This window comes from Streptomyces sp. NPDC003042, from assembly GCF_053591315.1.
The window spans coordinates 65,402-89,593 of sequence record NZ_JBSFTP010000012.1 but is presented as its reverse complement, the minus strand read 5'-3'; the positions used below and the strand labels follow the sequence as shown (position 1 = coordinate 89,593).

Annotated in this window: 23 protein-coding genes and 1 pseudogene; 14 read left to right on the top strand and 10 right to left on the bottom strand. The window is 73.3% G+C overall.

Translation table 11 applies throughout. The annotated features are described in order from the left end of the window. Positions 1 to 90 precede the first annotated feature (90 nt). Both ACWDYJ_RS09815 and ACWDYJ_RS09810 read right to left on the bottom strand, forming a co-directional pair. Entirely contained in the window at positions 91 to 324 is a 234-nt protein-coding gene (locus tag ACWDYJ_RS09815) for a chaplin (RefSeq protein ID WP_451564976.1), read from the bottom strand. 230 nt (positions 325 to 554) lie between these two features. Beyond that, positions 555 to 965, bottom strand: coding sequence for a rodlin (locus tag ACWDYJ_RS09810; protein WP_451564975.1), 411 nt, complete (start codon positions 963 to 965; stop codon positions 555 to 557). A 570-nt stretch (positions 966 to 1,535) separates the two neighbouring features. Between ACWDYJ_RS09810 and ACWDYJ_RS09805 the strand changes: the two genes are divergently transcribed. The 8 genes and pseudogenes from ACWDYJ_RS09805 (at position 1,536) to ACWDYJ_RS09770 (ending at position 12,064) form a co-directional block, all read left to right on the top strand. Further along, positions 1,536 to 2,714 (top strand): glycosyltransferase, encoded by a 1,179-nt coding sequence (locus ACWDYJ_RS09805; protein WP_451564974.1) that lies wholly within the window; start codon positions 1,536 to 1,538, stop codon positions 2,712 to 2,714. Then, complete coding sequence (locus tag ACWDYJ_RS09800) at positions 2,711 to 4,249, top strand: sugar transferase (protein WP_451564973.1); 1,539 nt, start codon at positions 2,711 to 2,713, stop codon at positions 4,247 to 4,249. Before ACWDYJ_RS09805 ends, ACWDYJ_RS09800 begins: the two co-directional genes overlap by 4 nt. A gap of 2 nt (positions 4,250 to 4,251) precedes the next feature. After that, positions 4,252 to 5,575, top strand: a pseudogene (locus ACWDYJ_RS09795) (O-antigen ligase family protein); the annotation flags it as partial. A gap of 766 nt (positions 5,576 to 6,341) precedes the next feature. Beyond that, positions 6,342 to 8,060 carry a murein biosynthesis integral membrane protein MurJ gene (murJ, locus tag ACWDYJ_RS09790; protein ID WP_451564972.1) on the top strand — a complete coding sequence of 573 codons (1,719 nt, stop codon included), beginning with the start codon at positions 6,342 to 6,344 and terminating at the stop codon, positions 8,058 to 8,060. Beyond that, positions 8,050 to 8,826, top strand: coding sequence for a polysaccharide deacetylase family protein (locus ACWDYJ_RS09785; RefSeq protein ID WP_451564971.1), 777 nt, complete (start codon positions 8,050 to 8,052; stop codon positions 8,824 to 8,826). Before murJ ends, ACWDYJ_RS09785 begins: the two co-directional genes overlap by 11 nt. A gap of 20 nt (positions 8,827 to 8,846) precedes the next feature. Beyond that, the gene (locus tag ACWDYJ_RS09780; RefSeq protein WP_451564970.1) at positions 8,847 to 10,121 is read left to right on the top strand and encodes a glycosyltransferase; all 1,275 of its coding nucleotides are present in this window, start codon (positions 8,847 to 8,849) and stop codon (positions 10,119 to 10,121) included. A 108-nt stretch (positions 10,122 to 10,229) separates the two neighbouring features. Further along, positions 10,230 to 10,925 carry a lipopolysaccharide biosynthesis protein gene (locus tag ACWDYJ_RS09775; RefSeq protein ID WP_451564969.1) on the top strand — a complete coding sequence of 232 codons (696 nt, stop codon included), beginning with the start codon at positions 10,230 to 10,232 and terminating at the stop codon, positions 10,923 to 10,925. Next, entirely contained in the window at positions 10,922 to 12,064 is a 1,143-nt protein-coding gene (locus ACWDYJ_RS09770) for a GNAT family N-acetyltransferase (protein ID WP_451564968.1), read from the top strand. The genes ACWDYJ_RS09775 and ACWDYJ_RS09770 overlap by 4 nt, the downstream gene beginning before the upstream one ends. Before the next feature lie 5 nt (positions 12,065 to 12,069). Here the strand turns inward: ACWDYJ_RS09770 and ACWDYJ_RS09765 are convergent, their stop codons facing one another. Further along, positions 12,070 to 13,521 (bottom strand): glycoside hydrolase family 26 protein, encoded by a 1,452-nt coding sequence (locus ACWDYJ_RS09765; RefSeq protein ID WP_451564967.1) that lies wholly within the window; start codon positions 13,519 to 13,521, stop codon positions 12,070 to 12,072. A 171-nt stretch (positions 13,522 to 13,692) separates the two neighbouring features. On the opposite strand from ACWDYJ_RS09765, the gene ACWDYJ_RS09760 reads away from it, so the two are divergent. The 4 genes from ACWDYJ_RS09760 (at position 13,693) to ACWDYJ_RS09745 (ending at position 16,759) form a co-directional block, all read left to right on the top strand. Then, positions 13,693 to 14,103, top strand: coding sequence for a hypothetical protein (locus ACWDYJ_RS09760; protein WP_451564966.1), 411 nt, complete (start codon positions 13,693 to 13,695; stop codon positions 14,101 to 14,103). A gap of 24 nt (positions 14,104 to 14,127) precedes the next feature. Further along, positions 14,128 to 14,421, top strand: a complete 294-nt coding sequence (locus ACWDYJ_RS09755; RefSeq protein WP_451564965.1) for a hypothetical protein — start codon at positions 14,128 to 14,130, stop codon at positions 14,419 to 14,421. 96 nt (positions 14,422 to 14,517) lie between these two features. Beyond that, positions 14,518 to 16,521: a SpoIIE family protein phosphatase gene (locus ACWDYJ_RS09750; RefSeq protein ID WP_451565014.1), complete on the top strand. Its 2,004-nt coding sequence runs from the start codon at positions 14,518 to 14,520 to the stop codon at positions 16,519 to 16,521. 94 nt (positions 16,522 to 16,615) lie between these two features. Next, complete coding sequence (locus ACWDYJ_RS09745) at positions 16,616 to 16,759, top strand: hypothetical protein (RefSeq protein ID WP_451564964.1); 144 nt, start codon at positions 16,616 to 16,618, stop codon at positions 16,757 to 16,759. 61 nt (positions 16,760 to 16,820) lie between these two features. Here ACWDYJ_RS09745 and ACWDYJ_RS09740 read toward each other — a convergent pair whose 3' ends face one another. Further along, a complete protein-coding gene (locus tag ACWDYJ_RS09740) occupies positions 16,821 to 17,243 on the bottom strand; it encodes a DUF6299 family protein (protein WP_451564963.1) in 423 nt (140 codons plus the stop codon). Between the two features lie 495 nt (positions 17,244 to 17,738). Here ACWDYJ_RS09740 and ACWDYJ_RS09735 point away from each other — a divergent pair, with 495 nt between their 5' ends. After that, positions 17,739 to 18,233, top strand: a complete 495-nt coding sequence (locus tag ACWDYJ_RS09735; RefSeq protein WP_451564962.1) for a DUF5949 family protein — start codon at positions 17,739 to 17,741, stop codon at positions 18,231 to 18,233. Between the two features lie 75 nt (positions 18,234 to 18,308). On the opposite strand, the gene ACWDYJ_RS09730 is transcribed toward ACWDYJ_RS09735, so the two are convergent. Further along, a complete protein-coding gene (locus tag ACWDYJ_RS09730; RefSeq protein WP_451564961.1) occupies positions 18,309 to 19,565 on the bottom strand; it encodes a cytochrome P450 in 1,257 nt (418 codons plus the stop codon). 91 nt (positions 19,566 to 19,656) lie between these two features. Continuing rightward, on the bottom strand, positions 19,657 to 20,844 hold the full coding sequence (locus ACWDYJ_RS09725) for a low temperature requirement protein A (RefSeq protein ID WP_451564960.1): 1,188 nt from the start codon (positions 20,842 to 20,844) through the stop codon (positions 19,657 to 19,659). Positions 20,845 to 20,984: 140 nt separating this feature from the next. Here ACWDYJ_RS09725 and ACWDYJ_RS09720 point away from each other — a divergent pair, with 140 nt between their 5' ends. Further along, on the top strand, positions 20,985 to 21,206 hold the full coding sequence (locus ACWDYJ_RS09720; RefSeq protein ID WP_451564959.1) for a hypothetical protein: 222 nt from the start codon (positions 20,985 to 20,987) through the stop codon (positions 21,204 to 21,206). Positions 21,207 to 21,219: 13 nt separating this feature from the next. Here ACWDYJ_RS09720 and mscL read toward each other — a convergent pair whose 3' ends face one another. The 4 genes from mscL to ACWDYJ_RS09700 form a co-directional block, all read right to left on the bottom strand. Next, complete coding sequence (gene mscL, locus ACWDYJ_RS09715; protein ID WP_451564958.1) at positions 21,220 to 21,711, bottom strand: large conductance mechanosensitive channel protein MscL; 492 nt, start codon at positions 21,709 to 21,711, stop codon at positions 21,220 to 21,222. 123 nt (positions 21,712 to 21,834) lie between these two features. Then, the gene (locus ACWDYJ_RS09710) at positions 21,835 to 22,188 is read right to left on the bottom strand and encodes a hypothetical protein (RefSeq protein WP_451564957.1); all 354 of its coding nucleotides are present in this window, start codon (positions 22,186 to 22,188) and stop codon (positions 21,835 to 21,837) included. A gap of 335 nt (positions 22,189 to 22,523) precedes the next feature. Next, the gene (locus ACWDYJ_RS09705) at positions 22,524 to 23,081 is read right to left on the bottom strand and encodes a carboxymuconolactone decarboxylase family protein (protein WP_451564956.1); all 558 of its coding nucleotides are present in this window, start codon (positions 23,079 to 23,081) and stop codon (positions 22,524 to 22,526) included. Between the two features lie 258 nt (positions 23,082 to 23,339). Beyond that, positions 23,340 to 24,173 (bottom strand): S-methyl-5'-thioadenosine phosphorylase, encoded by an 834-nt coding sequence (locus ACWDYJ_RS09700; RefSeq protein ID WP_451564955.1) that lies wholly within the window; start codon positions 24,171 to 24,173, stop codon positions 23,340 to 23,342. Positions 24,174 to 24,192: the final 19 nt, after the last annotated feature.

Sequence of the window (24,192 nt, the reverse complement as noted above, 5' to 3'; positions counted from 1 at the left end):
GGTGCTGAATCGAAGGTGGCCCCGGAGTGCACCGCCGTGCACTCCGAGGCCACCCCGAGGAGGTTTGCCCTTGCGGGCTCAGGCACTTCGTCAGGCGTTGACGCAGGTGTTGCCGAACGCCGGGTTCAGCAGCGCGATCACGTTGACGGTGTTGCCGCAGACGTTCACCGGGACGTGCACGGGGACCTGGAGGAGGTTCCCGGACAGGACGCCGGGGGACCCCACGGCCGCACCGTGGGCGTCGGAGCCGGCCATGGCGGGCGAGGCGGCACCGGCGGCCATCAGAACGCCGGCGGCCAGCACCACTGCCTTCTTGTACTTCATTTGATTTCGATCCTTCCCGCAGAGGTGTATCCGCTGCACAAATAACAACGAGCGGCTCCGAGAAAAGAAACCGCAGATTTTCCGTGACTGCCGGGCAATTCACTCAGATGCCCAGGAGGTCCGGGTGCCCGGAATTCCGAGGCCTATTGCGGCCGGAATGCGCGGGCCCTGCACGCGGCGAGGCCGCCGCGACCCGAAGGTGCGGCGGCCTCGCCGGCGCGGGGCTTCGATCAGCTGCCGACGGACGCGTTGCCGGAGAGGATCGGGATGTTGCTGAGGATGTGCGAGAGAGCCTCGTCGCCCTTGGCCTGGGTGGAGTTCTCGGTGCACTGCTGGGTCTGCGGGTTGGACAGGACCGGGATGTCCTGGACGCCGACGTTGACGAGGGCCAGGATCGACTGCACGTTGGCCTTGGCGGGCAGGGCGATGCAGGGCTTGTTGAAGGAGCCCTGGATCAGCGCCATCTGCGGGCTCATGTGGCCGTACGTGGCCTGGTTGCCGTAGATCTGCGAGGCACCGTTGCCGTTGACGGTGTTGATCCCCGTGTCGTTCCCGATGGCCATCGCCTGCGGGGCCATGGCGGCACCGATACCCACGACGGAGGCGGCAACCGCTGCGCCGGCCACAAACTTCTTGATCATTATCGTTCCTTTTTTGGCAGGACTGCCCGGTACTGGAGCACCCGGAACAACGGTCCGCCCCCGGTTCGGGTTGCGTGACTTCACCCGGATGCCGCCGTTTCGGCCCGCGCTGTTGACGTTCAGGCGTTCACGCGGGTCTTGCTCTCGAACAATGTTCCAGTCCATAACGACCCGCCCGCCGCAACGGTGCGTGCCATCGCCCAAAAGGCCGTACGAGCGAGTCCGACGTGATTTCCAGCCTGATTTCTGACAAAGTTCACTCCTGTTTTGCCCCCTTGATCGAAAATGGAGACAGGGTGTTGGGTTCCTCCGAAGAATCCTCGGCACGCTCGGCCTGCTGTCCTGCCTCACACTTTCCGCGTACGCCTCCGCGGCGGGGGTCGGCGGCAACCGCCGGACCGCGCGAATTGCCGCGCGCCCCCTTCACTCATGTGTTCGATGCGATTCCCGCCCTGTCCGGTGGTGCCCACAGCCTGAATTCCACGTTCACAGGCGAAAGGCAGGGCCAATTCCTCGGTGTGCTCTTCGTTCAGACAGACGCGCGCCGCTGAACGCAGGAGACCACCCCACGTGTCTTCATCAGCACAGAGCCTCACCGTCCTCCACCTCGTCCAGCCCGTCGACGGAGGTGTCGCCCGGGTCGTCACCGACCTCGTCCGGGCGCAGACCGCCGCCGGACTACGGGTCTTCGTCGGCTGCCCGCGCGGCGGACGGCTCGCCGACGACGCCCGCGCCGCCGGGGCCCAGGTGCTCACCTGGCGCGCCGGGCGGGCCCCCGGGCCGGGACTGCCCGCCGAAGTGCTCGGTGCGGCGCGGCTGATCCGCCGCGTGCGCCCCGACCTGCTGCACGCCCACAGTGCCAAGGCGGGACTGGCCGGGCGGCTCGCCGTACGGGGCGCCCTCCCCACGGTGTTCCAGCCGCACGCCTGGTCCTTCGACGCCGTCGGCGGGGCGACCGCCGCGCTCGCGCTGCGCTGGGAGCGGTTCGGCGCCCGCTGGGCCGAGCGGGTGCTCTGCGTGAGCGCGTCCGAGCGCCGGGCGGGTGAGTCCGAGGGCATCACCGCCCGCTGGTCGGTGATCCGCAACGGCGTCGACCTCGGCCACTTCCGCCCCGGCCACCCCGACCGGGACCAGGACCGGGCCCAGGCCCGGGACGCCCTGGCGCTGCCCGCCACCTTCCAGGGCGACGGGCCGCTCGCCGTCTGCGTCGGGCGGCTCTGTGCGCAAAAGGGCCAGGACATCCTGCTGCGGGCCTGGCCGGAGCTGCTGGGCACGGTCCCTGACGCCCGGCTGGCCCTGGTCGGCGACGGCCCCGACACCGAGCGGCTGCGCCGCACCGCGCCCCCGGGCGTGTTCTTCGCGGGGGCCGCCGCCGACATCCGACCGTGGCTTCGGGCCGCCGATCTCGTTGTACTTCCGTCGCGGTGGGAAGGCATGGCGCTGGCCCCGCTCGAAGCCATGGCCTGTGGCCGGCCGGTCCTGGTCTCCGACGTCAGCGGTGCCCGGGAGAGCCTGCCGTCCGGCCACGGGCGGCTCTGCTTGGTGCCGCCCGAGGATCCGGCGGCGCTGGCCAAGGGCCTGGGCCGGCTCCTCGCCGAACCGCGGTTGCTCGCCGAACTGGGCGAGCAGGCCCAGCAGCACGCCCGGACCGACTTCGACGTGCGGCGGACCACGGACGCGGTCACCGGCCTGTACCACGAACTGCTGGGCAGGCCCCGGCCCTTGAACCAGGAGCGCATCAGCCGATGACGATGGACAGCGCACCCGCTCGGCACACCGGGCAGGGCGGCACGGGGGCCGCCGGCGGCAGCGCCTACGCGCCCGCACCACCCTCGGAATCCCGCCGCTCCGTGGCCGCCATCCATCCGCCGCGCGGCCCCAGGGCCGACCGGGCGCGGCCCGTCGTCCGGCCCCGGCGGGTACGACGCCGCGACGGTGTGCTCCCGCTGCTGACCGCCGACGCGCTGGCCGCCGTGGCGACCATGACGGCCGTGCCCGGACTGGAACTCACGCCCCGGACCGCCGTACCGGTCACCGCCCTGCTCGCGCTGCTGGTCACCGCCCTGCACGCGCAGGCCGGCCTGTACCGGCCCCGGCTCGCGCCCTCCGCGCTGCTCGAACTGCCCGCGCTGGCCGGGCGGGCCGCCGTCCTGTGGTGCGGGGTCGCCGCCGTGCTGGCCGCCGCAGAGCCCCGGCAGGTGCTCGGCTGGAGCGTGCTCCTGACCGCCGTCTGCCTTCAGGTCGTACTGGCGTGCGCGGGGCGCGGGTTCGTGAACCGGGTGCACCGCCGCTCGGCTGTCCGCCGGCCCCTCTCCGCCCTGGTCGTCGGCCCCGGCGACGGCGCGCGCGCGGTCGCCGCCGCCCTGCACGGGCGCCGCGAGTACGGGCTGCGGCCCGTCGGGATCGCCGACACCGGATCCGGCGCCGACGGGAAGGGTGGTCAGCTCCCGGTACTCGCCACCCACGAGGACGTCCGGCGGGCGGTCATCCAGAATTCCGTCCGGCACGCCGTGTTCACCCGCCCCGCCGAGGCCGACGAGCGCACCGCCGCCCTGGTCCGGCTCTTCCACGACCACGGCTGCCGGCTCTGGCTCGCCGACCCGGCCGGGACCGCCAAAGTCACCGGCATGCGGGTGGCGCAGCCCGCCGACCAGCTGTGGGGGTACGCCGTACAGCCGCTGCTGCCGCGTCCCGCCCGGCCGCTGGAGCGGCATGCGAAGCGGGCCCTGGACTCCGCGCTCGCCGCGCTCGCGCTGTTGGCCGCGGCCCCCGTCATGGGCCTCTGCGCGCTGGCCGTGCGGATCTCCGACGGACCGGGAGTGATCTTCCGACAGGAGCGGGTCGGCCTGTACGGGCGCCCGTTCACCCTGCTGAAGTTCCGCACGCTGCGCGCCGACCCGCACGAGTCCGCCACCCGGTGGACGGTCGCGGGCGACCGCCGGATGAGCCCGGTCGGCTCCTTCCTGCGCAAGTCCTCGCTGGACGAGCTGCCGCAGCTGTGGAACGTCGTACGGGGTGACATGAGCCTGGTCGGTCCGCGACCCGAACGGCCCTTCTTCGTCGCCAAGTTCAGCAGCATCCACCCCGGCTACGAGGCCCGCCACCGGATGCCCGTCGGGATCACCGGGCTCGCCCAGATCAACGGGCTGCGCGGAGACACCTCGATCGAGGACCGGGCCCGCTTCGACAACCACTACATCGACACCTGGTCGCTGTGGCAGGACCTGTGGATCCTCGCCCGGACCGCGGCCTCCTTCTTCCGCTTCCGGCTGGGAGGTAGCTGAGCATGAGCCTCGCCCTGCCGGGCCCCGCCCGGCCTCCCGACGTACCGGGCCCGCTGCGCCGGCACTGGCCGCTGCTGCCGCTCGCGGCCACCGTGCTCTTCCTGCTCGCCCCGCTCCCGGCCGGGGACGCGACCGCCTCCGGGAAGGTCGGCCCCGCCGACGCCGCCTCGCTGCTGCTGGTCTTCGTCTGCGGTGTGCAGGCGCTGAGGGGCCGGGTTCGGGCGCTGACCCCGCTGGGCGTGCTCGTGCTCGGGACGCCGGCCGTCGGCCTCGCGGTGGCGACGATGACGGCCGGGGACCCGTACGCGGCCCTGCCGGGCTTCGTGCGCTACCTCCAGGTCTTCGTGCTGGTGCCGGGCGCCGTCGTGCTGCTGGTGCGGGGCGCCCGGGAGTTCCGGCTGGCCGCCGGGTGCTTCGTGGTCCTGGCGCTGGTGCAGGGGGCGGTGGGGGTCGTGCAGTACGCGACCCATACCGGGGCCTCGTACCAGGGCGAGGACGTCCGGGCGGTGGGCACCTTCGGTCCCGGTGACGTGATGGGCATGGCCACGGTGGTCGCGTACGGGCTGGTCGTCGCGACCGCCGCCGCGCTGGCGCCGGGGCTGCCGCAGCGGGTCCGGCGGATCGCCGGCGGCTGCGCGCTGGTGCTGGTGGTGCCGCTGGTGCTGTCGTTCAGCCGAGGCGCGTGGATCGCCACCCTCGGCGCGGGCGTGCTGGTGATGGCGCTGGCCGGGATCCGGCGGGCGCTGAAGGTGCTCGTGGCACTGACCGCGGCCGGGGTCGTCCTGGTGGGCGGTCTCGGGGTCGGCTCCGCCATGGTGGCGGAGCGGCTGACCTCGATCACCCAGGTGTCGAGCGCGCCGGACCAGTCGGTGACCGACCGCTACACGATGTGGGCCGCCGCCGCGTCGATGTGGCGCGAACGGCCGGCGGTCGGCGTGGGCCTCAAGGGCTTCCCGGCCCACCGGGACGGCCACTCCTCGCTGGGGCTGTCCTCCGGCAGCGACACCGCCGGCGCCGGACAGGCGTACCTGCGCCAGCCGCTTCTGTCCCCGCACAACATGTACCTGCTGATCCTCAGCGAGCAGGGGCTGATCGGGCTGACCGCGCTCGCGGGCGGCTGGGCGGCGCTGCTGGTCGCCGGGATCCGGCGGTACGCGGCCGGCGGCGGGATCCGGGACTGCGGGCTGGTCGCGATCGGCCTGCTGGTGTGGCAGCTGACCGACTTCCTCTACGCGGACATCGGGGGGCCGTCCACCGTCCTCACCGGGGTGATCATCGGCTTGGCGGCCTGGTGGGCCCTTCCCTCCGGGGGGAGCGCGGGGGATGCCCGCCTGGTCGGGTCCGGCGCCCGTCCCTCCGGGCGGGATGCGGGTGGCGGTCACCTGGGCGGGCCCAGTGTCCGTCCCTCCGGGCGGGATGCGGGCGGGACCGGTTCGGGCGGGTCCGGCGCCCGTGCCTCCGGGCTGGATACGGGTGGCGGTCCCTTGGCGGCGTCCGTCCGTCCCCGCGGTGGCGGGCAGTCGGCCGCGTCCAGCGCCGGTCCCTGCGGGAAGCAGGCCGGGGATGGTCGCCCGGGCGGGCCCAGCGACGCCGGTCCCTTCCGGGGGAGTGCCGGTGGGACCGGTCCGGGCGGGGCGGGGCGGGCTGACGTCGGCGCCGGTGCGGCGGCCCGGTGACCGATACGACGCCTTGGCGGCCCGCGGCCGCGGCGACCGACCTCGCCGCGGCTGCGGGCCTTCCGTCACGCCCGACGCCGCCGGACCCGGCCGGGCCGGGCCGCGGACCGGTGTTGTCCGGCTCCGCCGGTTCCGCCGGGCTGGACGCCGTGGTGGCGGCGGATCCGGGGTTCGTGGCCGGGTCCTCGGGGCGGGGGCCGGTGTTGTCCACCGGATCCGTGGGTGAGGCGTCGGGCTCGGCCGGGCCGGTACCCGGTACGCCGCGGGGCCCGGTGCTCACCGGGCGCGCCGGCGCGCGGGCCGGTGGCACGGATACGGGTGCACCGCCCTCGCCCGAGCCCGTGCTCGGCTGCGGCGGTCAGCCGCGCGGTTCTTCGGGTGCGGGCCGTGCCCCGAGGGGAGGATGGTCCGGCCGGGTGGGCGCAGGACCCGCGTCACCCGGGTCGCCCGGCCGCGGTCGGGGTCGGGGTCGGCGGGCGGGCGGCGTGGCCGCGCCTTCCGGTTCCCGCAGCGGCGGCGCCCCGGCTCCGTTGGGGCGGTTCCTGGCCAAGGCCGCCGCCGTGACCGCCGGGTTGACCGCCGCCGGGGCGGTGTTCGGGCTCGTGCGGGACCAGACCATCGCGCACCTCTTCGGAGCCGGGCACGACAGCGACGCCTTCCTGATCTCCTGGACCGTCCCGGAGATGGCCTCGACGCTGCTGATCGAGGACGCCATGGCGCTGCTGATGGTGCCCGCCTTCAGTCACGCCCTCGCCCGGCGGGCGGCCGGCCGGGTCGGGCTGACCCGGCGGGAGGCCCGCGCGCAGGACCCGGTACGGCTGCTGGTCGGGGCGACGCTGCCGCGGCTCGTCGTGCTCCTGGCCGCCGTGGCCTCCGTGCTCATCGTGGCCGCGCCGCTCGTCGTCGCCGTACTCGCGCCCGGCCTGCCCGACCCGCGACTCGCCGTCGACTGCACCCGGTTGACGGCACTGACCGTGGTCACCTTCGGCATCGCCGGATACTTCAGCGCCGCCCTGCGCGCGCACCGGTCCTTCCTGCCGCCCGCCGCGATCTACGTCGCGTACAACGTCGGGATCATCGCCGCGATGGTCGCCCTGCACTCCCTGTGGGGGGTACGGGCGGCCGCCGCCGGGGTCGCCGTCGGCGGGCTGCTGATGGTGCTCGTCCAACTGCCCGCGTTCATCCGGAACGTGGGCTTCCGGCCGTCCCGCCCCAAGGGCGCCCCGCGCTGCCAGCGCGACCGGGACCGGCCCACCCTCATCGCCTTCGGGGTCATCGCCCCCGTCATCTTCTTCGCGGTCTTCCGGCAGTCCCAGGTGCTGGTCGAGCGGTTCCTGGCCGCGTCCCTGCCGTCCGGCGCCATCTCGCACCTCAACTACGCGCAGAAGGTCGCGCAGATGCCGATGGTGCTGTCGCTGATGATCTGCACCGTCACCTTCCCCGTCGTCGCCCAGGCCATGGCCGGCGGTGAGCTGGAGAAGGCCCGGCGCAGGGTCGAGCGCGACCTCGCCCTGGCCTCGCTCGCCGTCCTCATGGGCAGCGCGCTCGTCATCGGCTACGCCCCGCAGATCATCCAAGTCCTCTTCGAGCGCGGCGCCTTCACCCACCAGGACACCCTCGCCACCGCTTCCGTCATGCGGATCTACGGCCTCGGACTCCTCGGGCACTGCCTCGTCGGGGCGCTGTCCCGGCCCTTCTTCTCGACCTCCCGGCCCATCTGGTTCCCCGCGTTCGCGATGGCGGTCGGGCTGCTCGTCAACATCGTGGCCGGCGCCTTCGCCGTCGGCTGGTGGGGCACGTACGGCATCGCCGCCGCCAACGCCGCCGGCATCTCCACCACCGCCGTCCTGCTCCTCACCGGACTCGGCTCCCGGATCATCGCCATCCAGGTCCGCCGGGTCGCCGTCAGCATCGGCCGCCTCGGGGTCGCCGCCGTCGCCGCCTGCGGCACCGGCTGGCTCGCCGGGCCGATGGTCCCCGACCCGATGCTCAGCGCCGCGCTCGGCTGCCTGCTGATCCCGGCCATGTTCGGGGCCACCGGGATGGCCATACGGGCCCTCGAGGTCGTCGCCCTGCCCGCTCAGATCGCCCAGCTCACGTCCCAGCTCACCCAGAGGTTCCGCAATGTCCGCTGACACCGACACGGCGTCCGCCGCCACGGCGGGCCCCGCCCGCCGGGCCGCACCGCCGTGGGTCCTGATGTACCACTCGGTCGCCGAGTTCACCGATCCCGCCGAGGACCCGTACGGGATCACCGTCACCCCGCACGCCCTGGAGGCCCAGCTGCTGTGGCTGCGCGCCCGGGGGCTGCGCGGGGTGTCCGTTCGCGAGCTGCTGCGGGCCCACGCGGCCGGGCACGGCCGCGGCCTGGTCGGGCTCACCTTCGACGACGGGTACACCGACTTCCTGACCCGGGCGCTGCCGCTGCTGCGCTCCTACGAGTGCACGGCCACGCTGTTCGTGCTGTCCGGGCGGCTCGGCGCGGACAACGTGTGGGACCCGCTGGGCCCGCGCAAGCCGCTGCTCACCGACGAGGAGATCCGCGAAGTCGCCGCCGCCGGACAGGAGATCGGCTCGCACGGGCTGCTCCACCAGGACCTCACCACCGCGGCCGACGACGTGCTCCAGCAGGAGCTGCGCGGCAGCCGCGAACTGCTGGCCGAGCTGACCGGAACGCTGCCCGAGGGGTTCTGCTACCCGTACGGGTACCTCGACGCCCGGGTCGTCGAGGCGACCCGGGCCGCCGGGTACGGGTACGCCTGCGGGATCGACCCCGGGCGGTTCGCCGGCCGGTACGCCCTGCCGCGTACCCACATCAGCCAGGCCGACGGCGGCGGGCGGCTCCGGATCAAACAGCTGCGGCACCGGGTGCGGCACCTGCGGCGGGCGGTGCACCTGTGAGGGCGGTCAAGGCACTTCACGTGATCACCGGGCTCGGGGTCGGCGGCGCCGAACAGCAACTGCGGTTGCTGCTGCGGCACATGCCGATGCGTTGCGACGTACTGACGCTGACCAATCCCGGACCGGTGGCCGAGGGGCTGCGCGCCGACGGGGTCCGGGTGGTGCACCTGGGGATGCGGGGCAACCGCGACCTGGGGGCGCTGCCGAAGCTGGTGACCTTCATCCGGCGCGGCCGGTACGACCTGGTGCACACGCACCTGTACCGGGCCTGCGTCTACGGGCGCCTCGCGGCCCGGCTCGCGGGAGTGCGGGCCACGGTGGCCACCGAACACTCCCTGGGCGATGGCGAGATCGAGGGCCGACCGCTGACGGGCGGAGTCCGCGCCCTGTACCTGGCGAGCGAGCGGCTCGGCGCGGCGACCGTGGCGGTCTCGGACACCGTGGCGGCCCGGCTGGAGGGATGGGGCGTGCCGGCGCCCCGGATCCACGTCGTACCGAACGGCATCGAAGCCGTCCGCTTCCGCTTCGAGGAGGGCGTACGGCGGGCCACGCGGGCCCGGACCGGGCTGCCGGAACGGGCGTTCGTGGTCGGCGGGGTCGGGCGGCTGGTCCCGGGCAAGCGGTTCGACGTACTCGTGCGGGCGGTCGCCGCGCTGCCGGGAGCGCACCTGCTGCTCGCCGGGGACGGGCCGGAGCGGGCCGCGCTGCGGCTCCTCGCCGCCGAGCTGGGCGCGCAGAGCCGGATCCACCTGCTGGGGGAGCGGGATCCGCTGGGCGACAGCGCCGACGGGCGCACGCCCGGCATCCCCGCGCTGCTGGCCGCGATGGACGTCTTCGTGTCCCCGTCGCGGGAGGAGGCGTTCGGGCTGGCGGTGGTCGAGGCGCTGGCCGCCGGGCTGCCCGTCCTGCACGTCACCTGTCCGGCGATCGACGACCTCCCCGCCGCGCAGGCGCCGGGCGCGCGCCGGATCGGTCCGGGCACGGAGGAGCTGGTCGCCGCCCTGCGCGGGCACATGGAGGCGGGGGCGCGGCGGTTGCCGCCGCCGCCGGTGGTGCGCCGCTACGACATCGCGCACAGCGCGCGGCAGCTCCTGTCCGTGTACGAGCTCGCGCTGGGCTCGGCCCTGGCCCCTGCCCCTCAACCCCCCCTGTCGGGGGTGGATGTGGCCGCGCCCGGCTTCGCCGACGTCCCCCGGGGCTTCGCCCCGGACCCAGCCCCTCCGGTGTCGGCGGGGCCGGATTCGCCCGGGTCCGGGTCCCAGGCGGCGGCGCGGCTCGATTCAGCCGGGCCGTAGCGCCCGGGCTCGGCGGGGCGGCCACGGCTGATCCGTCGCTCCACCCCCGGCCGGGGCAATGGCCGGGGCCGAAGGAACTCCCCTCCACCCAGGAAGTGAGCAACGCACATGGCCGACACCGCCGACCAGAAGACGCCCGACCACCGTTCGGAGAAGAAGCGGCGCAGGGGCCTGCCGCCGCCACCCGCCTGGTGGCCCCTGCCCGTCTGCGCCCTGCTCGGGCTCGCCGCGGGCGGGGCGTACGGGGTCCTCAAGGCGCCGGAGTACGCCGCCACCAGCTACGTCGTCGCCGTGCCGGACGACACCACCGAGCCGGCCACCGCCCTCGGCTTCGCCCAGGCCTACGCCCGCATCGCCACCAGCAGCTCCACCCTCGCCCACGCGCAGCCCCGCGTGGGCATCACCGCCCGCGAGCTGCGGACCCAGGTGCGCGCCGAGACCTCCCCCGAGTCGCCGATGATCTCCATCACCGGTACCTCCACGAGCCCCGCCGAGGCGGCCGACATCGCCAACGCGGTCGCCGACGCGCTGTCGCTGAGCAGCAACAAGGCCGCCAAGAACACCGGCGTGCAGCTGCTGCTGTTCAACCAGGCCGTCGCCCCGGTCGATCCTGCCTCGCCGTCCGCCCCCGTCAGCGGCGCCGTCGGGCTGTGCGCGGGCGGGCTGCTCGGCGGCCTGTGGCTGCTGGCCCGGCCCGCCCGGCGCAAGGGCGCACCGGAGGAGCAGGCGGTCGTCGAGGAGTACGCCGCCCTGCCCGCGCAGGGTGAGCCCGCCGCGGCCAAGGAGAAGGAGTCCGTGCGATGAAGCAGGGCGCCGCCGGGGCCCTGTCGGTGACGCTGTGCCGCGACCCCCGGCAGTTCGCCGCGCTGGAGGAGTCGTGGAACCGGCTCGTCCGCCGCTGCTCCACCGCTACCCCCTTCCAGAGCCACGCCTGGCTGCACTCCTGGTGGCTGTCGTACGGCAGGGAAGGCCGGCTGCGGCTCGTACTCGTGCGGCGCGGCCAAGAGCTGGTCGGCGCCGCCGCGCTGACGCTCGTACACCGGCCGCTGCCGCGCCTGGTGCCGCTCGGCGGCGCGATCACCGACTACTTCGACGTGCTCGTGGCCGCCGGACACGCCGACCAGGTCGTGCCCGCGCTCGCGCGGGGGCTGCACCGGGCGGCCCGGGGCGCGGTCGTCGACCTGCGCGAGGTACGGCCCGGGGCGGCCGCCGAGGCGCTGTACGAGGCGTGGCCGGGGGTGCGCGGCAAACTGACCGACTCGACCTGCATGGAGCTGCCGACGCTGCCCTTCGACGAGCTGGTCAAGCGGATGCCGGCCTCCGGTGCCCAGCGGGTGCGGGCCAAGCTGCGCAAGACGGATGCCGCGGGGATCGAGGAGCACGAGGTCACCGAACAGGAGGTGCCACAGGCCGTACGGACCCTGCTGCGGCTCCACGAGAAGCAGTGGCGCGGCCGGGGCGTGACCCCCGAGCACCTGAGGCCGCGGTTCGCCGAGCACCTGACCCGGGCCACGCGGCGGATGGTGCGGGCCGGGGAGGGCCGGCTGACCGAGTTCCGGCTGGACGGGAAGGTCGTCGCGGCCAACGTCACGCTGCTGTCGGCCGGGCTGAGCGGCGGCTACCTGTACGGCGCCGATCCGGACCTGCGCGGCCGGAAGGTGGACGTGGCGACGCTGCTGCTGCGCTACGAGACCGGCCGGGCCCTGGCGGAGGGCCGGCCCGTGGTGAGTTTCCTGCGCGGCAACGAGCCGTACAAGAACCACTGGCGTCCGCGGACCGTCGTCAACCAGCGCTTCCTGCTGGCGACGCACGCGCTCGCGCCCCTGATGCGGCTGCACGAGTCGCAGGTGTCGGGGCGCGAGCGGGCGGTGGACGCGCTGCGCGAGGCGCTGCCGGCCGCCAGGGACTGGCGGGTGCGGATCAACGAACTGCGCGTGCGATGACCGGTCTAGAACGGCCAGCGGGAGTCCTTGCGCCAGTCGACCTTGAGGCAGACCGTCTGGTTGCCGACCAGCTTGGAGAGCCACTCGCTGAAATTCAGCGGCACGCACCACACCGGCTCGTCGGCGGGCGGCTTCGGGGGGTCCGGCTGCGGTTGCGGCTGGGGCTGCGGCTGGGGTTCGGGCACCAGCGGGCTCGGCGTCGGGGCGGGTGGGAACACGGGCGGGACCGAGGGTTCTTCGGGAATGGGCAGGGGGGTCGGGACTTCGGGTGTGGGGATCTCCGGTGTGGGGATCTCCGGTGTGGGGACCTCCGGTGTGGGGACCTCCGGGGTCGGGACCTGCGGGGTGGGGACTTCCACGGGCGGGACCGTCGGCACCTCGGGCATCGGGACCACCGGTGTCGGTACGACCGGCGTGGGGATCACCGGAGTGGGGATCACCGGCGTCGGGATCACCGGCGTCGGGACGGCCGGGCCGGGCTGCTGCGGGGTCAGTGCCTCGCGGAAGACCTGGGACGACTGGGGGTTCTGCTTGCACTGCCACACGCCGTGCGGGCAGTAGTCGGTGATGGTGTGGTAGAGCGGCTTGTGCTGTTCGATCCACTGCAGCATGCGCCGCACGTACTCCGGGTTGTCCCCGTTGCGGAACAGCCCCCACTCCGGGTACGAGATCTCCTTGCCGTGTGCTTTCGCGAAGTCGACTTGCTGCTGGAGCCCGTACGGCTGGTTGATCTGGTCGTCGAAGGTGCGGCCGGGAGCCTGGTCGTACGAATCCATGCCGACGATGTCGACCACGTCGTCGCCGGGGTAGCACCGGGTCCAGCCGATCGCGTCCGTGCCGCGGTTGGGGGCGAAATCGAACTTGAACTTCTGTCCCGGCACGGCGCGCATCGCGTTGACGATCCTCTTCCAGTACGTCTTCCAGCCCTCCGGGTCGGGCCCGCAGCGGTGGGTGTACGTGATGCCGTTCATCTCCCAGCCCAGCACGATCACCGTGTCCGGGACGCCCAGCGCCACCAGCCGCTCGGCCAGCCTCTGGAAGTGCCGGTCGTACTGGCCCTCCGCGCCGGCCCGGATCAGCTGAGCCACCTGGTGGTCGGGCACCCGCTCCTCGTTGCGCTCCTGCATCGGCACGTTGAGGACGAAGATCCGGTCGTCCTGGGCCCGGCGCCACGCGGCCCAGTGGGCCAGGAAGCTCACGTTGCCCTCGATGCCCGCCCACTGGTCGCCGGGCAGGTAGGTGTGCCCGACCCGGATCTCCTTGCCGCCGAGCCAGCGCGACAGGTACGGGATCCGTTCCACGCCGGGCGGCCCGTAGTCGAGGTAGGCGCCCATGGCGATGTCCGCGCCCTCGGGCGGGTCGTCGTCCGGTGCCGCGAGCGCGGCGCCGGTGACGAGCAGTGCGGCCGAGACCGTACCGATGCACATGCTCGCCAGTCGGCGGCGTGGTCTGGCCATGGCGTCTCCCGCGCTTTCCTGAACAGGTGTGCTTTCCAAAGACGTTAGGCATCACATCTGACGAACGGCCTGCCCGGTGGCCGCTGCATAGGCCATTCGCAGCTGCGCATCCTCCCCGCTTGGCCCAACCGGGTGAAAGAGCCCCGGGTCGCGCCGATGCTGACGAACCGGATGAGCCGGCGACCCCGCGACCCGGTGGCCGTCCTGGGCGCGGGGCGGGCCGCCCCGGAGATCGCCGCCCTGCTCGCGGAGGCGGGGGCCCGGCCTTCCCTGGCGGCCCGGCGTTCCCGGCTGAACTGGAACACCGTCCCGCACCCGGTCGGAACTCCCCTGGGCGGTGTGGCGCCCGGTGCTGCTCGGGCACTGGTCGCACCGGGCGGTGGCCGGTGGGGGAGCGGAGTCGCCCACGGCTCCTCATTCGGACCTTCCATGCGATTCGTGCACGGCGCGGGCTTCACGGCGGGGAGACTGGTGAAGGGAGTCCTGGAGCGCCTCGGCGCGCGGGGTCCACAGCCGGGCTCCACCGGTGGCGACCGCTTCGACCGGGCGCCGGCCGGGCATTCGAAGACGTATCTACGCTGAGATCCACGGTGAGAGGGGTCCGCGATGGGGCCGGAGCGAGCACAGGGCGGCCGTGGCTGGGTGCGCATCCCCGCCAGCCGGGCGGAGCAGCAGCCACCGGCCAGGCCGGCCACGGCGCGGCCGTACGGGGCGGGGGCGCACGGGGCGGCACCGTACGGGTCGTCGTCCTACGGGTCCGGGCCGTACGCGTCCGGCGAGCCGTGCGTGATCTACCTCTCCCTCCTCACGCGCTGGCAGGAGGCTGGACGCACCCTTCCGGGGCATCCTGACGAGGAGTGGGAGCGGCTGATCTCCCAGCCGTGCTGGCCCGGCCGTTAGGTGGTGTGACTGTTGGCAGCGGCGGAGCGCGACACAGCCGGGCCGGACCGTCCCCGTCCCGTGACCGGCCCCGCTGAGCGGCTGGCACTGAACAGCATGGGCAGCTTCGAGTGGGATCTGGTGGCCGGGACCCTGGCGCTGGACGAGGCGGGCCTGGCCGTCTTCGACCTGGAGCCGGAGGAGTTCGACGAGACGCCGGAAGCCCTGGGCCTGCGGATCCCCAACGACGACGCGGCCCGCCTGGCCGACACCGTGGCCGGGGTGCTGGACAGCGGCGAAGAGACGTACGGCGCGTACTTCACGGTGCGGCGGCGCGACGGCCGCGACCAGTGGACGCACACCCAGGGCCGGGTGGTGCGGGACGCCGCGGGACGGCCGCTGCGGATCGCCGGGATCGTCAGGGACGCCACGGCCGAGCTCGCGCACGTGAAGGTGCTGCGGAAGCTGGAGTCGGCGCGCACCCAGCAGGCCGCCATCGTGCAGCGCACCACGGAGGCCCTCTCGCGGGCGGTGACGGTCGACGACGTGACGGCCACCCTGACCGGCGCGGGCGCGCTGGAGCGCCTCGGCGCGGACGGGCTGGCGCTGGGCCTGGTCCAGAACGGCGCCATCAAGATCATCGCGCTGAGCGGGGAGTCGCTGGAGATCCTCGGCGAGCGCAGGTTCACCCGCCTGGACGGATCGCTGCCGCTGTCCCACGCGGTGATCACCAGGAAGGCACGTTTCGTCACCTCGCTCGCCGCGCTGGCCGAAGAATTCCCGCCGCTCGCGGACTACCTCGGCCGGATCCGCTACGACGCGGCCGCCTACCTCCCCCTCATCGCCCAGGCCCAGGCCATCGGCGGCCTCGTGCTCTTCTACCGGCGGCGCAGCGAGTTCAGCCCCGAGGAGCGCAACCTCTGCCTCGGCCTGGCCGGCATCGTCGCCCAGTCGCTCCAGCGGGCGCTCCTCTTCGACCAGGAGCGGGAATTCGCGACGGGGCTCCAGGCGGCCATGCTGCCGCGCCGGATCCCCGAGATCCACGGCGGGGAGATCGCGGTCCGCTACCACTCCGCCTGGAGCGGGCGGGAGGTCGGCGGGGACTGGTACGACGTGATCGCCCTGCCCCGTGACCGCGTCGGGATCATGGTGGGTGACGTACAGGGCCACGACACGCACGCCGCGGCCATCATGGGACAGCTGCGGATCGCCCTGCGGGCCTACGCGAGCGAGGGCCACCCGCCGTCCACCGTGCTGGCGCGCGCCTCCCGCTTCCTCGCCGAGCTGGACACCGAGCGCTTCGCCACCTGCATGTACGCGCAGGTGGACCTGGAGACCGGAGGCGTACGGGCGGTCCGCGCGGGCCACCTCGGCCCGCTGATCCGGCACACGGACGGGCGTACCGGCTGGCCCAACGTGCGCGGCGGCCTGCCGCTGGGGCTGGCCTCGGTCTTCGAACAGGAGGAGTTCCCCGAGACCCGCCTCGACCTCGTGCCCGGGGAGACGCTCGTCCTGTGCACCGACGGACTCGTGGAGGAACCGGGGACCGCGATCAGCCAGGGCATGGACGCCCTCGCCCACGCCGTCCGCAGCGGACCCCAGGAGGCCGGGGCGCTCGCCGACCACCTCTCGGACCGGCTCTGGGAGCGCTGGGGTTCCGGCGACGACGTGGCCCTGCTCGTCCTGCGCCGGGCACCCGACCCGGGCACCCGGCGCGCTCCCCGGATCCACCAGTACATCCACCAGGCCGACCCGGAGGGGCTCTCCGAGGCCCGCTACGCCCTGCGGCAGGCCCTGCGCGACTGGGGCGTGCCGGAACTCGCCGACGACGTGGAGCTCGCGGCCGGGGAACTGCTGGTCAACGCCCTGCTGCACACCGACGGCGGGGCGGTGTTGACCATGGAGGTGCTCCCCGAGCCGGTGCGCAGGATCCGGCTGTGGGTCAAGGACCGCTCCAGCGTGTGGCCGCGCCGGCGCACCCCGGGCGAGGCGGCCACCACGGGGCGCGGGCTGCTGCTGGTGGACGCCCTGGCCACGCATTGGGGGGTGGAGTCGCGGGGAGAGGGGAAGGCCGTCTGGTGCGAGTTCGACGTCGGGGGCGGCGTGCGCGGCACAGGGTGAACGCGCGCTCACGCCGGGTTGTGGCAAGTGGGGCGTGGGGTGATGATGCGGCTATGCAAAGGATCACGTTGTGCGCCGGCTGAGCAGGGGCACGGTGACGGGCCTCTTGGCGTTGCTGCTGCTGGCGGCCGGGGTGCCGACGGTCGTGGACTGGACGACGGGGCGTCCGCACGCGGACCCCGGGTGCCAGACGGTCGCCTTCATGTCGATGACGGGCGTCGCGCCCGAGTGCCGGTAGCGGCGGCTACCGGACCGGGCGTTCCGCGGGCCTCGGCCTTGAGGGACGGCCGCGGCGGGCCTCAGTGGCGGGCCACCAGTTGGATCTCCCGGCGGTCCTCCGCGACCGTGTCGATGGACTTTGGCATCAGGCCCGAGCGCTGGATCTCGTTCAGCCGGACCTCGGCCAGCGCCGGGCCGGAGTGAACGCCCGGGGTGAAGCGGAGCGAGCCGGTGGCCTCCCACGCGTGCTCGCCGCCGTCGCAGTGCGCCTCCCCGCCGCCGAAGGCGAGCCGGGTGCCGTCCTGGAGGACGGACGCCGCGATCTGAACCGTCCCCATGGGTGACACGGCGGTGCAGTGGTAGGTGCCGGAAAGGGTGATCGTGCCGTCGTCACTGATATGACCGTACGGCTGTACGGAAATTCCCTGCTCGAATACTGTGGCGGTGGCCGGGGCGGTGAATGCCGCCGTTGCCGCCAGTGCGGACAGAGCTGCCAGTGCCATTCGGGAGCGGGGCGTGCCCATCGTTCCTCCGGGGGTGCGTGTGGTCGGTGCGCAAGGCGGTATTCCGCCGGAACGCATTGTGGTGGCAGCCGGCCGGCAACCGGCCGCACGTACGCGCGGTCGCGCTCGTGTCGGTGTGTGCAATGGCCCGCTCGGGCGCGTGAGACCGGCCTCGACGTCGTTCGTCAACATCGGCGGGGCCTCGTACGGGGCGCTCGGGGGCATGTGGGCGTACGGCAGCGCGGGGAAGCGCCACCCGGTGGTGCGCACGGGTGAGCCGGCGACCGGCAAACCGCTCGTCTTCGATTCCCCGGAGGTCGGTGAGCGGGCCGAGGGACGGGTCTGTTCGAAATCCCGGAAAACGGGTGCGTTGCACGGCTCCAGGACCAGGACGCGAACATCCAGACGAATTCCGGAGGGGGATTCTGGAGCCTGTAGCCCGGCCGGGTGAAAGGCCGTGAAAGGCCCGGCCGGGGGAGCACTAAGGTGCGGCGCATGACTTCAACCCAAGCCGAAATCGACCGGTCCCAGCTCGGCACCCTTTCGGTGCTCGCCTGGATCGGCGACCCCTCCGAGGGCCACGACATCCCGTACCTCCTCGCCTACACGCTCGGCGACGGCCCCAAGGGCCGCGAGGCCGGAGAGGAGGCCGCGCGCGGGCTGCTGGAGGAGATCGGCCTGCCCATCGGCGACGTGGTCATGGACGGCACCCGCAGCCCGAAGACCTTCGCGGTGCAGATCCTGCTGGCGGACAACCAGATCGCGCTGACCCTCCCCGGGCTGAACGCGACCTGCACCGCCCCCGACGAGTGGGTCGCCGCCGCGAACGAGAGCGGTCAGGCGTACTTCCTCTTCGCCACGCGCGCCTGGCCCGAGGCCGTTCCCGGCCGACCGGTGACCGCGGAGATCCTCCAGGGCTTCGCGGGTGACGAAGAGGTGCTGACCAGCAGCGCCCACTGCGTCCTCACGGTGCAGAGCCTGCAGCGGTAGCGCCACGCACCCTCCGGCCGCCGGGCTCCCAGCCCGCCCGGTGGCCGGTCCCTTCCGTCCGGGTCCCGTGGGGCGTCAGGGCCGGTCGAAGGCGAACCGCAGGGAGCGGACGCGGTTGTCGAAGCTGGAACCCGCCAGGTCGGGCAGGCCCACCGCGCGCAGGTCCACGGGCCGGGTCAGGAGCTCGCGGAACAGCGCCTTCATCTCCACCCGCGCCAGGTGCGCGCCCAGGCAGAAGTGCGGTCCGCCGCCTCCGAAACCCAGGTGGGGGTTGGGCGAGCGGGTGATGTCGAAGGCGTCCGGGTCGGGGAAGACGACCTCGTCGCGGTTGGCGGAGGCGTAGTAGAGCACCACCTTGTCGCCGGGCCGGAACAGGTGCCCGCCCAGGGTGTGTTCGGCGGCGACCGTGCGGCGGAACTGGATGATCGGGGTCGAGTGCCGGATCATCTCGTCGACCGCCCCGTCGGCGTACTTCTCGAAGTCGCTGAGCAGCAGGCCCCGTTGTTCGGGGAAGTCCGTCAGCAGGGTCAGCCCGTGGGTGATGGCATTGCGGGTGGTCTCCACCCCCGCCACCATCAACAGCGAGAAGAAGGCGCCGAGTTGCCGGGCGCCGAGCGCCTGGCCGTCCACATTCGCGCGGACGAGCGCCGAGATCAGGTCGTCGGTCGGATGGCGGCGCCGCTCCCGCCCGATCCCCGCGACCATCCGCTGCATCCGCGCCAGCGCCCGCAAGCCGCGCCCGGGCATCCGCAGCCGGGCCGCCCACCCCCGCTCCACGCCGATGTTCTCCGAAGCGTGGTCGACCCGGTCGGCGATCTCCGCCCGGTAGCGCTCGGGGATGCCCATCATGTTGCAGATGACTTCCAGCGGCAGCCGGGAGGCCACGGCCGAGACGAACTCCTCGGGCCGCTCGGCGAGTACGTCGTCCACGATCCGGGCCGCGACCGCGTGGATGTCCTTCTCGGCCGCCGCCAGCAGCCGGGGCGTGAAGGCCCGCTGCACGATCTTCCGCAGCTGCGCGTGGTCCGGCCCGTCCAGGTTGACCATGGAGTCCCCGAACAGAGCCCGCACCCACCGGGCAGGCTCCGGCGTGGTGACACCGGGCGCACTGGCGAACACCTTGGGCAGGCGGCTCGCCTCCTGCACGTCGGCGTGCCGTACGAGGGCCCAGTGGCCGCCGTGCCCTTCGGGGACGAAGACGGGAGCGCCGAGGGCGCGCAGGCGGGCGAAGGCGGCCAGGCGGTGGTCGGGGGGCTGCTGCCAGAACCCCGGATCGGCCAGTTCCCCTCCGGGGCCGATGGGGGTGTCGTGCCGCTGTGCCGGGAGCGCCATGGGCCTGTTCTCTTCCTGTCGCCGTTCTGCTGTGCTGCTGAACGGGTCGGAAGGCGTCGGGGTGACGGGTCCGGCGCGGGGCCGTCGCGCCTCAGCCGCCGACGGAGCCGGATCGGGCGGGGGTGTGCGGCGTACGGCGGGCGCGGGTGCTCAGGATGACGCCGATCACCACCGTGGCCGTCGCGACGAGGCCCGCGTAGAGGACGGCGTACGGGCCCGCCCAGGTGCAGAGCAGGAGCGCGAGGGCGGAGAGCGGCAGGACCAGCTGCTGGGCGAGGCCGCGCTTGAAGTGCCGGGAGTGCAGGAACCACACCATCAGCAGGAACAGCGCCGACGGGACGGTGACGGCGGCATTGGCGGCGAGCTGCGAGACGTGTGCCTTGCCGACCGCGTGCTCGACGGCGACCTCGATGCCCGCGCCGATCGCCGCGCCCGAGGCGAAGATCAGCAGGTGACCGTAGCCCCACGGGATGGCCTCGCGGTTGGAGGTCAGCCGCTCGTGCATCGGCACCGCGAAGTAGATCCACCACGCGGCGAAGACGATCAGCAGCCCGCCCGCGGCGATGGGCAGCAGCTCGCCCAGCGCCTCGTGCTCGTCGACCGCCGACTTCACGGCCACGGTGCTCGCGGCGATGGTCTCGCCGAGCACGATGATGGTGAACAGTCCGTACCGCTCCACGATGTGGTGGGCGTGCCAAGGCGTCTGGTGCCTGCGCTCGGCCACCACCGGGACGAGGAGCTCGGCGACGACCATCACCAGGAACAGCCAGCGCTTGGCTCCGTCCGGGGCGAACAGCAGCGCCACCCAGCCGGCCTGGCACAGTACGAGCCCGGCCGCGTACTTCTGCGCCGCCGCCCGCGCCGCGCCGCTCTCCCCGGCCGCGGCGCGCAGCCACTGGGCGGTGAGCGCCACGCGCATGATCAGGTAGCCGATGACGGCCACGGTCCAGTCGTTCTCGTCGAAGGCCCGGCTCACGCCCGCCGCGTAGACGAGGACGCCGGCGATCTGGACGAGCGTCGCGATCCGGTACGGCACGTCGTCGCAGTCGTAGGCGGAGGCGAACCAGGTGAAGTTCATCCAGGCCCACCACACACCGAAGAAGACGAGGAAGTAGCCGATCAACCCTGTCCACGGATGGCCCTCCGCCAACGCGTGCACCAGACGCGCCCCGGCCTGGGCGATCGCGACGACGAAGCACAGATCGAAGAACAGCTCCAGAGGGGTGGCCGCCCGGTGGCCCTCGTCGCGGCTGCGGGCCCTCATCGGTACGTACGTCATACGGCTCAGGACAGCAGTGCCCGGCTGCCTGTCCGGCGAGGCGCGCGGTCCGCACGGCGCCGGTACCCCGGTCGGCGTCTTCGGGGGCTGAGCGGAATCGGGAGCGGAGGCGGACGTGGGGGCGGCCGTACCCTTGAGGCATGCGCACCGCCCCCGCCTCCGAACCGCAGCCCTCACAGCCGTCGCAGTCGGCGCGGCCCGAGGAGAAGCCCCGGCCGAAGCCCAGGCTGGTCTTCGACGACCCGCTGGACCAGCAGTCCTCGGACGACACCGACCGCGGCTGGGGCGAGCGGCCGACCGCCGGCGGCAGCACCGCCGACCTGGCCCGCTTCCTCGACGAGAAGCCCCCGCACCACATCTGAGCCGCCGCGACGGTCAGAAGGCGTCGCGTGACCCCGGTGCCGCGGGACCGCTGCCGGACCGCTGGGTGACGAGGGTGTCGCGGATCTCCTTGAGGACCTCCAGCTCGGTGATCTCCATGGTCTCCTGCACGCCTTCGCGGGCCTTGCGGCGGTCCTCCTGCTTGGCGAGGTACTTCGCCATCGGCAGCACCATCAGGAAGTACACGACGGCTGCGGTGATCACGAAGGTCAGTGTGGCGTTGAGGACCGAGCCCCAGAGGATCTCGACGCCCGTGGGCTGCCCCTGCGCGTCGAGGCCGCAGGGGGCCTTGATGCACGACTTGTAGACGTCGAGGTTCTTCGTGCCGATGGCGCCGACCACGGGGCTGATGATCCCCTTGACGATCGAGTTCACGATGTTCGTGAACGCGGCGCCGATGACGACGGCCACCGCCAGGTCGACCACGTTGCCGCGCATCAGGAAGGCCTTGAAGCCCGCCAGGACGCTCTCTTTCTGCTTGCTCACCACTGAGCCCTTCTTCACATGTGCCGAATTTGGAGCCAACGGTTCCGAAAGCTACGGCAGTCCGGGCCCGGTGTGTCCAATCGGTCCCCACGGCAAGGTGACTTGACTGCGCACGCGTGCGAATCAGCACAACGTCACCGCCAGCCGCGCCACAGTGCCCGCCCCCACGAGCGTCCGCGCGGTGTCCCGGGGCACGGACAGGACCACCAGCGCCCCGCCGTCGCCGACATCGGTCTCCGGATCCGGCACTTCGGCGACCCGAGCCCCCGCCGCCACCACCCGGGGCGGCCCGGCGCGCTCCGCCGCGACGACGTCCACCCGGTCCCCGGGGCGCAGCAGCCGCACCGTCGCCGCGTCCGCGATGCGCACGGGCGCCGAGACCATACGTACGACCGCGGGCGGCGGCTTCGTCACGGGCGGCGCCGCGACCAGGGAGGCCCGCGCCTCCGTCCCGCTCACCGCGAGGGCGGCGGCCACCACGGCCAGCCCGGCCGACGCGGTCCGCCGCCGCCGCCGCACCGCGCGCCGCAGCCGCCCCGCGCCCCGCCCGACACGCAGTGGCGGAAAGAGCGGGACCGGGCGCGCGGGGGAACACGCGGACGACGAAGGGGACGACGAAGCGGACGGAGAAGCGGAGAAGGGAGAGGAACTGGCCGGAGAAGTCCCGGACATGACGACCACCACCAAGCTGAGTGAGTTCCGGTGCCCGGATCCAGCGCCCGGACACCCCTCACGATCCGCCGCCCCGCCGGATCCCGCTCGCCCCTGTGGACAATCCCCAGGTTGTGGACAACTCCGTCACCCGCGGGGAGTCAACTCCGCGGCCCCACCCGGCAGGTCTCCGCGAATCCCTGGCTGGTCAGGCCGAAGGCGCTGTTGACGCGCGAGCGCCAGTTCTCCAGGGCGACCATCGCGGTGAGCTCCACGAATGCCGCCTCGCCCAGCCGCGCGATCAAGCCGGCGGCGAGCTCGTCCGTGACCCCCGGCTCGGTCTCGGTCATCGCCTCGGCGTACTCCATGACCAGCAGTTCCAGCTCATCGAAGGTCTCGGGGGCCTCCCGCCACCGCGGCACCTGCTCGATCTTCTGCGCCGACAGGCCCATCCGGCGGCCCTCCCAGTAACCGAAGTCCAAGCACCACGAGCAGTTGATGCGGGCCGCCGAGGCCATCACCGCGAGGTGCTTGAGCCCGGGGTCGAGGGCGTTCCACTTCGCCGCCTGGCGTTCCAGGCGGACGTACGTGGACATCACGCGCGCGTTGTGTCCGTACGCCAGCCCCGGTTCGAGCACCTTGCCGTAGGTGCGGCGCGAGTACCAGACGCCGATGCGCATGAGGAGGGTGCGGGGCGGGCTGAGCGAGATGCGCGGCATGACGGTGTCTCCTGAGGCCGTGGTCCCGGACCGCCTGTTCCGGCGGCCCTTCACCAGCTGAGACCGGACAGCCCTCCGGAATGTGACAGCCCCGCGGGGCGACCCGCCGGACGGCCTGCCGTCGGCTACCGGGACCAATCGCAGTGCATCGGGCTTGAGCCGGGACTTGTCCCGGCACAGCGCGAAGAAGCAGGAACCCGCCGAGACGGTCAGCCGACCGTGGTAGGAATCCCCTCCCTTCAGGGAGGGGAGCGAAAGTCAAGGGAGGTCGATGCCCAGGTCCCAGCCGTCGTGGGCGTGGGTGCACAGGCAGGCGCGGGATTCCGTCGACGGGAGGGCCGCCACCGCGTCGAAGAGGACCTCGCGCAGGCGGCCGACGTTCTCGCCGAACACCTTCAGGACCTCGGTGTGGGACACACCCTCGCCCGTCTCGGCGCCCGCGTCCAGGTCCGTGACCAATGCCATCGAGGTGTAGCAGAGCCCCAGCTCGCGCGCGAGGACGGCCTCGGGGTGGCCGGTCATGCCGACGACCGACCAGCCGGCCGCAGCGTGCCAGCGCGACTCCGCGCGGGTCGAGAAGCGCGGGCCCTCGATGACGACCATGGTGCCGCCGTCCACCGGCTCCCACTGGCGGCCGCGCGCCGCCGCGAGCGCCACCGATCGGCCGACCGGGCAGTAGGGGTCGGCGAAGGTGGTGTGCACGACGTTCGGGACGGTGCCGTCCGGGAGCGGCTCCCCGTCGAAGTAGGTCTGGGCGCGGGACTTCGTACGGTCGACCAGCTGGTCGGGGACCAGCAGCGTGCCCGGCCCGTATTCCGCCCGCAGGCCGCCCACCGCGCAGGGGCCCAGCACCTGGCGGACGCCGACCGACCGGAGCGCCCACAGGTTGGCCCGGTAGTTGATCTTGTGTGGCGGAACGGTGTGGCTTCGCCCGTGCCGGGGAAGGAAGGCCACCTCGCGGCCGGCCAGCTCACCCGTGTACAGGGAGTCGCTCGGGGGCCCGTACGGGGTGTCCACCTGGATCTCGGAGACGTCCTCCAGGAAGGAGTAGAAGCCCGAGCCGCCGATGACACCGATCTCTGCGTTCGCCATGGCGCCCACCCTAACCGGG

Bases quoted from the DNA above. Each gene is read 5' to 3' on its own strand.
- ACWDYJ_RS09725 (WP_451564960.1), bottom strand. From the start codon at position 20,844: ATGACGTACGTACCGATGAGGGCCCGCAGCCGCGACGAGGGCCACCGG.
- ACWDYJ_RS09760 (WP_451564966.1), top strand. From the start codon at position 13,693: ATGAGCCGGCGACCCCGCGACCCGGTGGCCGTCCTGGGCGCGGGGCGG.
- ACWDYJ_RS09740 (WP_451564963.1), bottom strand. From the start codon at position 17,243: ATGGCACTGGCAGCTCTGTCCGCACTGGCGGCAACGGCGGCATTCACC.
- ACWDYJ_RS09735 (WP_451564962.1), top strand. From the start codon at position 17,739: ATGACTTCAACCCAAGCCGAAATCGACCGGTCCCAGCTCGGCACCCTT.
- ACWDYJ_RS09730 (WP_451564961.1), bottom strand. From the start codon at position 19,565: ATGGCGCTCCCGGCACAGCGGCACGACACCCCCATCGGCCCCGGAGGG.
- ACWDYJ_RS09775 (WP_451564969.1), top strand. From the start codon at position 10,230: ATGGCCGACACCGCCGACCAGAAGACGCCCGACCACCGTTCGGAGAAG.
- ACWDYJ_RS09800 (WP_451564973.1), top strand. From the start codon at position 2,711: ATGACGATGGACAGCGCACCCGCTCGGCACACCGGGCAGGGCGGCACG.
- ACWDYJ_RS09705 (WP_451564956.1), bottom strand. From the start codon at position 23,081: ATGCCGCGCATCTCGCTCAGCCCGCCCCGCACCCTCCTCATGCGCATC.
- ACWDYJ_RS09750 (WP_451565014.1), top strand. From the start codon at position 14,518: ATGGGCAGCTTCGAGTGGGATCTGGTGGCCGGGACCCTGGCGCTGGAC.
- ACWDYJ_RS09755 (WP_451564965.1), top strand. From the start codon at position 14,128: ATGGGGCCGGAGCGAGCACAGGGCGGCCGTGGCTGGGTGCGCATCCCC.
- ACWDYJ_RS09815 (WP_451564976.1), bottom strand. From the start codon at position 324: ATGAAGTACAAGAAGGCAGTGGTGCTGGCCGCCGGCGTTCTGATGGCC.
- ACWDYJ_RS09810 (WP_451564975.1), bottom strand. From the start codon at position 965: ATGATCAAGAAGTTTGTGGCCGGCGCAGCGGTTGCCGCCTCCGTCGTG.
- ACWDYJ_RS09720 (WP_451564959.1), top strand. From the start codon at position 20,985: ATGCGCACCGCCCCCGCCTCCGAACCGCAGCCCTCACAGCCGTCGCAG.
- ACWDYJ_RS09785 (WP_451564971.1), top strand. From the start codon at position 8,050: ATGTCCGCTGACACCGACACGGCGTCCGCCGCCACGGCGGGCCCCGCC.
- ACWDYJ_RS09765 (WP_451564967.1), bottom strand. From the start codon at position 13,521: ATGGCCAGACCACGCCGCCGACTGGCGAGCATGTGCATCGGTACGGTC.
- ACWDYJ_RS09770 (WP_451564968.1), top strand. From the start codon at position 10,922: ATGAAGCAGGGCGCCGCCGGGGCCCTGTCGGTGACGCTGTGCCGCGAC.
- ACWDYJ_RS09700 (WP_451564955.1), bottom strand. From the start codon at position 24,173: ATGGCGAACGCAGAGATCGGTGTCATCGGCGGCTCGGGCTTCTACTCC.